Source organism: Mesorhizobium sp. M7D.F.Ca.US.004.01.2.1 (assembly GCF_003997785.1).
GTDB classification, from domain to species: domain Bacteria; phylum Pseudomonadota; class Alphaproteobacteria; order Rhizobiales; family Rhizobiaceae; genus Mesorhizobium; species Mesorhizobium loti.
Window position 1 is genome coordinate 1 of record NZ_RZRQ01000239.1, and the last position, 9,242, is coordinate 9,242.

Consider the following 9,242-nt stretch of genomic DNA (forward strand, 5'->3'; position numbering starts at 1 on the left):
GTAGATGTTCTGGTCGATCTCGAAGAGGTCGGCAAAGACATTGGCCTTTGGGAAAGCCTCGGAAAAGCCCGGCAGGTTCTCCCAGTGGATGGCGCAGCGCTTGTTGGACAACAGGCCGGCGGCGGCGAGGATATGCGCACCGGTGCACAGGCCGCCGACGGCAACGCCGCGATTGTATTCCTCGCGCAGCCAGGCGAAGGCGGACTTGTTCTGGTAGCGCTCGACATTGATGCCGCTGCAGACGATGGCCATGTTCGGCCGGTCGGGGCCTGCCATCTTCTTGCGTTCATCCTCGAGCGAGGTGTTGACCGCGCATTCGACCCCGTTCGAGGCACGCACCGGCTTGCCGTCGATGCTGGCAAGGCGCCAGCAATAGGCCTCGTAGCCAAGCATGCGATTGGCCGAGCGCAGCGGGTCGAGCGCGGTCGCAAAAGCGATCATGGTGAAATCGGGAACAAGGAAGAATACAAACGATCGCTTGATCGGATGCTTTACGGCGTTCAAGGGAACCTCACGCAGCCATGACGCGAACAGGATGTCGCGAATAGCATAGCGACATCAGGAAAAACCATGTCTGTCAATCGGCTACGCCGCTGCGACAAGATTATATTTGCGACATGGGTCGCAAATGGGCAATCGGCGTGCAGCGAACCCTGGAAGTGGCACCAACTGTTCAAGGGACAGGCAACATATGGCCTGCGGGCAGAACAAAAACGCCGCTCTGGCTGGAGCCAGGCGGCGTTGCAGTTTTAAAGCAGCGGCAGGGATACGCTGCTTTGAAATCTTCAGGCGACGAAGCCGAGGCGCGCCGCATTCATGGCGCCGGTCTGGCCGGGCATGGTGTTGGCAAGACGCTGACGCTCGAGAGCGGTGGTCAGGTTCATTTCGCGGCGGGCAAAGAGGCGTGCAAAAAGCTTCATAATCATCTCCATTTGTTGCTCAGACGGGTCGCCTTCGCTTGATGGAGTGGGGCAGCTCGTTTGCTGGCGCTGATATAGGCTTGTGTAAGCAGAAACTAAATCGCAAAAGCGAAGCGCTTGATATGAAATGCGACACCGAATGCGGATAATTTGGGCAAGGTGCCCGAAATTTGCGATTATTTACAAGGCATTAATTGGAAACAGGAGCTGCTATGCGGCTTTCTCATATGCGTCATGCGCTGGCGGCATGGCTCCGAAAATCATTTGAATACAAATAAAACAGAGAAGGCCTGCCGGGCGATTGCGCGGCAGGCCTTCAGGACTTGGTACACACGATCTACTTTGCTCCAGCCCAGGATCCGACGCCACTGCGTGAATTGGTCTTGGTGTCGGAAGCCTCAGGCCAGCCGATATCCTTCTGCAGTTCGATCGGCAGGGAGCGGATGGCGCGTTCGGTCTGGTAGCGGGCGCGGGCCGCGCTGAATTCGGTCGCAATGCGACCAAGGGACGACAGGATAGACATTTCATTCTCCTTTGGCATCTGGCGAGTGCCAGACAGCGCGTTGGTTATGTCAGGTTTGTTTCAGCTTCATTTCGTGTCGATTGCAGGTTTGTGTCGTGGTCGTTTCGTGGCTGCTTGTGGCAGCAACCTGCTTCGATGGAGTTGACTATCCTCCCAATCTGATGTTCAATCAAACGAAATGGAATGATGCTTTGTATCAGAAAAATTGAAGGTCAGTTCCCATGAACGCCCCGCTCAATCATCCACTGCCACTGCTCGATCTCGACGTTTTGCGCACTTTCGTGGCGATTGCCGAGACCGGCAGCTTCACCACCGCCGCCAATGCCGTGTTCCGCACGCCATCGGCCGTCTCCATGCAGATCAAGAAGCTGGAGGACATTCTTGGCCGTTCGGTGTTCGCGCGCGACGCCCGCTCGGTGTCGCTGACCACGGACGGCGAGATGCTGCTCGGCTACGCCCGCCGGCTGCTGTCGATCAACCGCGAGGTGGTGTCGAAGTTCATCATTCCCGAGATTGTCGGTGTGGTGCGGCTTGGTTCGCCGGACGATTACGGCGAGCGCGTGCTGCCGCATGTGCTGAAGCGTTTTGCGCAGTCGCATCCGTCGATCGCCGTCGACGTCACCATCGACCAGAGCAGCAATTTGCGCCGGCGCATGGACGACCGGGCGCTCGACATCACGCTCTTGACCAATTCCTACAAGACCAGTGCGCTTGGCGCCGAGGTGCTGCTGACGGAGCCGATCGTCTGGGCCGGCGCCAAGGGCGGCTGCGCGCATCTGCGCGAGCCTTTGCCGGTATCGCTGTGGGAAGAGGGCTGCGCCTGGCGCGCCGGAGCGCTCGATGCGCTTGGCCGCGAAGGCCGCAATTATCGCATCGCCTATATGAGCGCGCACACGGCCGGCCAGCGCGCTGCGATCATGTCCGATCTCGCGGTGGCGCCGCTGCCGAAGTCGTTCCTCGGCAACGACATGGTCGAACTCTGCCCGAAGGACGGCATGCCCGACATCGGCACCTACAATCTGGCGATGGTGGTGGCGCCGGACGCCAGCGCGCCGGTCAAGGCGGTTGCCGACCACATCCGCGCGACCTTCGAAGTGTTTAGGGAAACCGGCAAGTTCTGATCCGCCAGTAGGGGCCGATCCAGAAGAGAAAGAAAGCGCTACTCCGCCGCTTCGGCGGAGGGCGCTTCGAACCTTGTCCTCATGTCTTGCCTGATCGGGGCCCTGTTCTCGCTGAGAAAAGCAACGATGTGCTGCCGGGCGCGGCGTGCTTCCGGCATGTCGATCAACGGCCAGACGTGGAACATGCCTTCCTCGTGGACGACATCGACCTCGACGCCGGTGGCACGCGCCTTCTCGGCGAAGATCAGATTGTCGGGGGTCAGAAGATCGCGTGAGCCGGTCAACAGCAGCGTTTTCGGCAGCACCGACAGATCACCGTAGACCGGGCTGATGTGCCAGTCGCTGCGGTCGATGCCGGCGCTGTACATCCGGATCGCTTCCAGGCCGCCGGGAATGCCCAGCCACGGGTCGTTGCGTTCGGCCTCGAAGAGTTTTGGGTTCGAAAGCGACATATCGAGACCGGGTGAAATCAGCACATGGCGCGACGGCAGCGGCAAGGCCTCTTCCGCGGCCATCATGGTCAGCACGACGGCCATGTTGCCGCCGGCGGAATCGCCCATGAACACGATGTCTTCGGCCTCCGTCTCGTCGAGCATCTGCCGGTAGACATCGCCGACCATGCCGAACATGGCGTGGAAATCGTGTTCGGGGGCGATGGGATAGATCGGCACGGTGATGCCATAGCCCAGCCGATCCGCCATGTCGGCGATCAGATGCCAATGATAGGGCGTGATTTCAAAGACATAGGCGCCGCCGTGCAGATACAGAATCCGCTTCTGCTCGCCGGTCCTGGGGGCAATTTCGTAGACGGGGAAGCCATCGACCGTATGCATCTCGATGCCGAGACGCTGGTGCAGCGAGGCAGGGGGCTGGTGGTTCTCGGTCTTGCGCGCGGCCGCGATCCAGCGCTGCAGGTTTTCCGGGCTGGCAAACGCCTGCTTGCGGCTGTGCCGCAGGACGAAGGACACGACATGGCTTTTCAAACTTGGCATGCGAATACACGAACTTCGGCCAAAGCCGACTAAGAGAACCCCACTATCTTCGAAGATCGTGCCGCGGCCGAAAATGTCAAGTTTTACGCGATGTCTACACGGTGGTGTGATCCGCGCCGCAGTGGTCAGCGACGCGGCAAAAGTGCGGCACGCAGCCGGTTGCTGGCGGTCGCGGGGGACATGCGAGATCCCCGGCGCATGCCGAGCAATTTGCATTTGTCGGCGAAGGTCATCAGCGCGCGGCGCTCCAGATTGTGTTAATGAGTGCTGCCTTTTCGCTGGATCGCGGTGACACCGGCCAACCAATATCCTTCTGGATCTCCGGCGGCAGGCTGTTCAGCAGGCGCCGCGCCTTGCTGCGGTCATGGGCATTCCTGATGGCCGTGCCATAGCGGCCAAGGCTTTCGAGCATCGACATCTTTTGTCTCCCTTGGAGCGTTGCGGCGGCTGAAAGCGATCTTCTGCCTGCCTTTCGATGCCGGTTAAATGCGCTTGCCATGTATCTGGCCGATTTCACGAAAACAGCGTTTTGGTTTCCGGATCAGGCGATCCGGAAACATTTGCATGCAAACGAAATTGCAGGTTATTGACGCTCCGCGCGATCGCTTCTTGGCCTCGCCCGGTTGACAGCGGGTGGCGGACGTCTGCTATTGTGCACTGCAGCATTTTTGAGGGTGCTAGTAAGGAGGTGCTGGTAAGGAGTATGGCTTGAATGACATTCACAGTATTCAATACCTTCGAGGACTCGCCGCTTCCGCGGTAGTTTGCTTTCATATCAGCGAGCAGTTCAGCGGTCCGTTCGCGGTTGGCGCTGCAGGCGTCGACCTCTTTTTTGTCATCAGCGGTTTCATCATGTGGGTGACCACGGTCGATCACCCCGTTGATCCGCAGCGTTTCATGTGGCGACGGATTGTTCGTATCGTGCCGCTTTATTGGATCGTCACGGTGCTGACCGCGCTGGCAATTTTCGGCAAGCCGCAATTTCTCTTCGGACATATGCTGAGCCCGGCAAATTTTTTCGGCTCGCTGTTGTTTGTTCCGATCATGCAGGATGGGTCACTTCACCCCGTGGTGATCCAGGGCTGGACGCTGTGTTATGAAATGATGTTTTACGTCATTTTCGCCTTGGCGCTCTTGCTCGGCGAGAAGCAGCGTTTTGCCGCGCTGATCGGCGTGCTGACGGCAATGGTCGCATTGAACTTGCTGCTGCTCAGAGGCTATCCCTTTACCTCTCCCCTCATGCTTGAGTTCGCGGCCGGCATTGTCGTCGGGCGGCTGTGGATGGAGGATATCCGGCTCCAGCTTGCGCTGGCGCTGTCGCTGGTTGTCGGCGGATTTCTCCTATTGATGGCGGCCCAGATGCTTGACCCTGAAATGCCTCGTGTCCTGCGTTGGGGTATTCCGGCGACCCTGATCGTTGCCGGAGCGGTTTTTGCCGAGCGTGCCAGACCGTTCAGCCCCATGGCCTTGTTTACATTTTTTGGCAGTGCCTCGTATTCGATCTACATCTGGCATGTGCTGGTGGTTGTCGTGGTGACTGGCATTATGCTGCGGCTGGGGGTTCCGCCAAATTGGCAGCCGGCGCTGATTGCCTTTGTCAGCATTTCGCTTTCCGCGATGCTTTATCTGGTGATTGAAAAGCCGCTGACTGGCTATCTCAACCCGTCACGCGCCAAAAGCATACCGCCAGCCGGTCAGCGGTCCGGCTCGCACCTGCCGTCGAATGAGACAAAGGACTAAGGCGCCTCGGCGAATCCGTTGCGTGCCTTATTCCCGCCCGCGGCGGGCGGCGTGGCCCTCGCGCGATCGCCGGCGCGGGGTGGCGTCGCCGGCAACGCCATCCTCGCTGACCGTCTTGCGCGGCGGCAGTTTCACCGCCGCCGACAGTTTCGGGAACGGATCGACCTTGTTGGGCAGCGCCATGGCGTAGACGAAATGCTCCTGGAATTTCGGTTCCAGGGCGGTCTCGATCTTCTCGATCTTGCTGACCGTGTCCTCGATCTCGCGGCGATAGCCACGATTGAGCAGCGCCATGCGCGCACCGGCACCGGCGGCATTGCCGACCGCCGAAACCTTGTCGAGGTCGCAATCCGGGATCAGGCCCAGCACCATGGCGTATTTCGGATCGATGAAGGAGCCGAAGGCGCCAGCGAAATGGATGCGGTCGACATGCTCGGTGTTCTGCTTTTCCATCAACAGCTTGGTGCCGGCATAAAGTGCCGCCTTAGCGAGCTGGATGGCGCGCACGTCGGTCTGGGTGATGGTGATCTTCGGCCCATCTTCCTTCAATGCGGCGGAGCCTTCCTTCAGCACGTAGGAGAAGGTGCGGCCGTTGGCGGTGACGCGCGGCGAGCGGGCCGAAAGTCCGCCGTCGATGACGCCGTCTTCCGAGATGATGCCGGCGAGATACATCTCGGCCACCACTTCGATGATGCCGGAGCCGCAGATGCCGGTGACGCCGGTTGCCTGCACGCTCTCCAGGAAGCCCGGCTCGTCGGACCACAGCTCAGAGCCGATGACGCGGTATTTCGGCTCCAGCGTATCGGGATCGATGCGCACGCGCTCGATGGCGCCGGGTGCTGCGCGCTGGCCGCCGGAGATTTCGGCACCCTCGAAGGCAGGGCCGGTGGGCGAGGAGGCCGCAACCACCCGCTGGCGATTGCCGAGTACGATCTCGGCATTGGTGCCGACGTCGACGATCAGCATCATCTCGTCCTGGCGATGCGGGCCTTCCGACAGCGTCACCGCCGCCGCGTCGGCGCCGACATGGCCGGCAATGCAAGGCAGCATATAGAGCCTGGCGCCCTGGTTGAGCTTCAGGCCGATGTCGGAGGCCTTGATGTGCACCGCGCCCGAGACGGCCAGTGCGAAAGGGGCGCCGCCAAGCTCGGTCGGATCGATGCCGAGGAACAGATGGTGCATGATCGGATTGCCGACGAAGACGGAATCCAGGATGTCGTTGCGCTGGACATTGCCTTCGGCGCAGACTTTGTCGACGAGACCCGAGATGGCCTCGCGCACGGCCACCGTCATGCCTTCGCGGCCATCCGGATTCATCATCACATAGGAGACGCGGCTCATCAGATCCTCGCCGAAGCGGATCTGCGGGTTCGACGTGCCCGACGAGGCGGCGACGCGGCCCGACAGCAGCGACACCAGATGCATGGCGATGGTTGTCGAGCCGATATCGCAGGCCAGCCCATAGGCTTCGTTCTTGAGGCCGGGCCAAAGTGCTACGACGCGCGCGGTCTCGCTGTCGGCATCCTTGTAGATGGCGGCGGTCGCGGTCCAGTTGCCCTTGCGCAGGATGCCTTGCACCTGCGGCAGCAGATAGAAATCGAAATCGAGGCTTTTCAGACCCCAGTCGTGCATCAGCGCGATCTTCAGGCGGTCGAGATCGCCGAGCGGCTTGTGCATGTCGGGCTCTTCGATCTCGACATAGCACATGCGGATCGCTGAATCGCGGGCGATGACCCTGGTGTCGGCATCCTTGCGGATGGTCTGCGCGTTGATGACGGTGTCCTGCGGTACGTCGATGACGAGGTCGCCGAGGATCTGCGCCGAGCAGGAGAGGCGGCGCCGTTCGGGCAGGCCGCGGACGCGCTCATAGCGCTCTTCCTTGGCGCCCTTGGGCGTGATGTGGTCGTTGGAGGAAACGATCTTGTGCTTGGCGAAATTGCCTTCCTGCACCTCGATCTGGCAGCGCCCGCAGGTGGCGCGTCCGCCGCAGACGCTTTCGACATAGACGCCAAGCTGGCGCGCGGCATCGAGCACCGGGGTGCCGACAGGAAACCGCCCGCGCTTGCCCGACGGCATGAACAGCACGAGCGGGTCGGTGATGTTTGCAGGTGAATTCACGATTGCGCGCTTATCCTCGGCCCATCCGGGCTTCACGGCCGCCACGGCGGCGGCCGCCATTGCTGGCGCCGTCGCCCGGCGCGTTGACCTGCGTCGGGGCGGCGACCGCCTGGCCGCCTTCGGCCGGCTTGTAGTCCTTGTAGGTGCGAATCCAGTTGGTGCAGTTCTCGTCGGTGCCGTTCAGCACATTGGCGCCGCGCACGGCTTCCATTTCCTGCGGACGCACCGGGTTCATGATGGCTGATGTCATGCCGGCGCCGATCACCATCGGGATGAAGGCGGCGTTGATGCCGTGGCGATGCGGCAGGCCGAACGAGATGTTGGACAGGCCGCAGGTGGTGTTGACCTTGAGCTCCTCGCGCAGGCGGCGCAGCAGCGCGAACACCTGGCAGCCGGCGTCGCCCAGCGCGCCGATCGGCATCACCAGCGGGTCGACGACGACGTCATGCGCCGGAATGCCGAAATCGGCGCAGCGCTGCACGATCTTCTTGGCGACGGCGAAGCGCACGTCCGGGTCCATCGAAATGCCGGTCTCGTCGTTGGAGATGGCGACGACAGGCACGTTGTACTTCTTGACCAGCGGCAGGATGGCTTCGAGCTTTTCTTCCTCGCCGGTGACGGAGTTGACCAGCGGGCGACCCTTGGCGACCTTGAGAGCCGCTTCGATCGCGGCGGTGACCGAGCTGTCGATCGACAGCGGCAGGTCGACCAGACCCTGCACGATCTCCAGTGTCTGCACCAAAAGGCCGGGTTCGGTCTCGTTCGGGTTGACCGAGGTGACGCCGGCATTGACGTCGAGCATGGTGGCGCCACAGGCTGCCTGCTCGAGCGCGTCCCGGATCACGGTCTCGAAATTGCCGGCGATCATCTCGGCGGCCAGCTTCTTGCGGCCGGTCGGATTGATGCGTTCTCCGATCACGCAGAACGGCTGGTCGAAGCCGATGATGATTTCTCGTGTCGCCGAGGCGACGATGGTACGGGTCATGAAGTCTCTCCGCCGTGATATAAAGATTTCTTTATATCGTTGTCTGTTTTCATTCAAGCGAATGGGTGGCCGTCCGCGCCGTCAGTGCGCGGTCTTCACCATGTCCACCTGCGTTTCGGTAATATCGTCGTGCAGTATGTGCTCGAGCCTATCGGCGACCATCTGGTCGTCGCGACGGATCTCGCGTTTCCATGGCTGGCGGCCCTTCAGCACGCCCGATTCATCGACGATCTCGGCGACATATTCCTCCTGCCGATAGGCCATCACGTGGACGCCGGAAACGCCTGATATTTCCTTCACCTCGTTGATGATGTCGATGCAGAGCTGCTTGCCTTCCTTCTTCTGGTCCTGCGCGCCTTCCAGCCGCTTGATGACCGAATCGGGAATATGGATGCCCGGCACGTTTGAGCGGATCCACTTGGCCGTCTTGGCCGAGGCGAGGGGGCCGACGCCAACCAGGATGAAGCATTTTTCGGTGTAGCCGAGGTCGCGCACCTTTTGCATGTAGGTGCGGAACATCGGCACGTCGAAGCAATACTGGCTCTGCACGAATTGCGCGCCGGAGGCGATCTTCTTGCCCAGCCGATGCGGACGAAAGTCGATCGGCGGCGCGAAAGGATTGATCGCAGCACCGAGGAACAGCTGCGGCGGCGTCGTCAGCTTGCGGCCGGACAGGAACTTGCCGTTGTCGCGCATGATACGGCAGGTTTCCAACAGCGACATGCAGTCGAGGTCGAACACCGGCTTGGCGCCGGGTTGGTCACCGGCCTGCACGCCGTCGCCCGTGAGGCACAGCATGTTGGCGACGCCCATCGCGGCCCCGCCCAGCACGTCGCCCTGGAT

10 protein-coding genes are annotated in these 9,242 nt (G+C 61.2%); 2 read left to right on the plus strand and 8 right to left on the minus strand.

Annotated features, from left to right (window positions below; all coding sequences use genetic code 11):
• From EN993_RS25540 to EN993_RS25555, 3 genes are all read right to left on the minus strand, one after another.
• Positions 1–504 (minus strand): AraC family transcriptional regulator (locus EN993_RS25540; protein WP_164757804.1); only part of this gene is annotated, 504 nt, incomplete at its 3' end.
• 281 nt (positions 505–785) lie between these two features.
• On the minus strand, positions 786–920 hold the full coding sequence (locus EN993_RS38380; RefSeq protein WP_013531161.1) for a hypothetical protein: 135 nt from the start codon (positions 918–920) through the stop codon (positions 786–788).
• A gap of 337 nt (positions 921–1,257) precedes the next feature.
• Positions 1,258–1,443, minus strand: coding sequence for a hypothetical protein (locus EN993_RS25555; protein WP_109667819.1), 186 nt, complete (start codon positions 1,441–1,443; stop codon positions 1,258–1,260).
• A 221-nt stretch (positions 1,444–1,664) separates the two neighbouring features.
• On the opposite strand from EN993_RS25555, the gene EN993_RS25560 reads away from it, so the two are divergent.
• On the plus strand, positions 1,665–2,564 hold the full coding sequence (locus EN993_RS25560) for a LysR substrate-binding domain-containing protein (RefSeq protein WP_013531163.1): 900 nt from the start codon (positions 1,665–1,667) through the stop codon (positions 2,562–2,564).
• A 38-nt stretch (positions 2,565–2,602) separates the two neighbouring features.
• Here EN993_RS25560 and EN993_RS25565 read toward each other — a convergent pair whose 3' ends face one another.
• Both EN993_RS25565 and EN993_RS25570 read right to left on the minus strand, forming a co-directional pair.
• The gene (locus EN993_RS25565; protein WP_127265154.1) at positions 2,603–3,556 is read right to left on the minus strand and encodes an alpha/beta hydrolase; all 954 of its coding nucleotides are present in this window, start codon (positions 3,554–3,556) and stop codon (positions 2,603–2,605) included.
• A 232-nt stretch (positions 3,557–3,788) separates the two neighbouring features.
• Positions 3,789–3,974, minus strand: coding sequence for a hypothetical protein (locus tag EN993_RS25570; protein WP_109667815.1), 186 nt, complete (start codon positions 3,972–3,974; stop codon positions 3,789–3,791).
• 290 nt (positions 3,975–4,264) lie between these two features.
• On the opposite strand from EN993_RS25570, the gene EN993_RS25575 reads away from it, so the two are divergent.
• Positions 4,265–5,296: an acyltransferase gene (locus EN993_RS25575; protein ID WP_245468961.1), complete on the plus strand. Its 1,032-nt coding sequence runs from the start codon at positions 4,265–4,267 to the stop codon at positions 5,294–5,296.
• A 27-nt stretch (positions 5,297–5,323) separates the two neighbouring features.
• Here the strand turns inward: EN993_RS25575 and EN993_RS25580 are convergent, their stop codons facing one another.
• From EN993_RS25580 to EN993_RS25590, 3 genes are all read right to left on the minus strand, one after another.
• A complete protein-coding gene (locus tag EN993_RS25580; RefSeq protein WP_109667813.1) occupies positions 5,324–7,474 on the minus strand; it encodes an ASKHA domain-containing protein in 2,151 nt (716 codons plus the stop codon).
• Complete coding sequence (locus EN993_RS25585) at positions 7,425–8,399, minus strand: methyltetrahydrofolate cobalamin methyltransferase (protein ID WP_127265155.1); 975 nt, start codon at positions 8,397–8,399, stop codon at positions 7,425–7,427. Before EN993_RS25585 ends, EN993_RS25580 begins: the two co-directional genes overlap by 50 nt.
• A gap of 81 nt (positions 8,400–8,480) precedes the next feature.
• On the minus strand, positions 8,481–9,242 hold a 762-nt coding region (locus tag EN993_RS25590; protein ID WP_164757805.1), incomplete at its 5' end, for a methylenetetrahydrofolate reductase.

Excerpts from the sequence above, each read along its gene's own strand:
- EN993_RS38380 (WP_013531161.1), bottom strand. The coding sequence starts at position 920 with ATGAAGCTTTTTGCACGCCTCTTTGCCCGCCGCGAAATGAACCTGACC.
- EN993_RS25555 (WP_109667819.1), bottom strand. The coding sequence starts at position 1,443 with ATGTCTATCCTGTCGTCCCTTGGTCGCATTGCGACCGAATTCAGCGCG.
- EN993_RS25560 (WP_013531163.1), top strand. The coding sequence starts at position 1,665 with ATGAACGCCCCGCTCAATCATCCACTGCCACTGCTCGATCTCGACGTT.
- EN993_RS25565 (WP_127265154.1), bottom strand. The coding sequence starts at position 3,556 with ATGCCAAGTTTGAAAAGCCATGTCGTGTCCTTCGTCCTGCGGCACAGC.
- EN993_RS25570 (WP_109667815.1), bottom strand. The coding sequence starts at position 3,974 with ATGTCGATGCTCGAAAGCCTTGGCCGCTATGGCACGGCCATCAGGAAT.
- EN993_RS25580 (WP_109667813.1), bottom strand. The coding sequence starts at position 7,474 with ATGGCGGCCGCCGCCGTGGCGGCCGTGAAGCCCGGATGGGCCGAGGAT.
- EN993_RS25585 (WP_127265155.1), bottom strand. The coding sequence starts at position 8,399 with ATGACCCGTACCATCGTCGCCTCGGCGACACGAGAAATCATCATCGGC.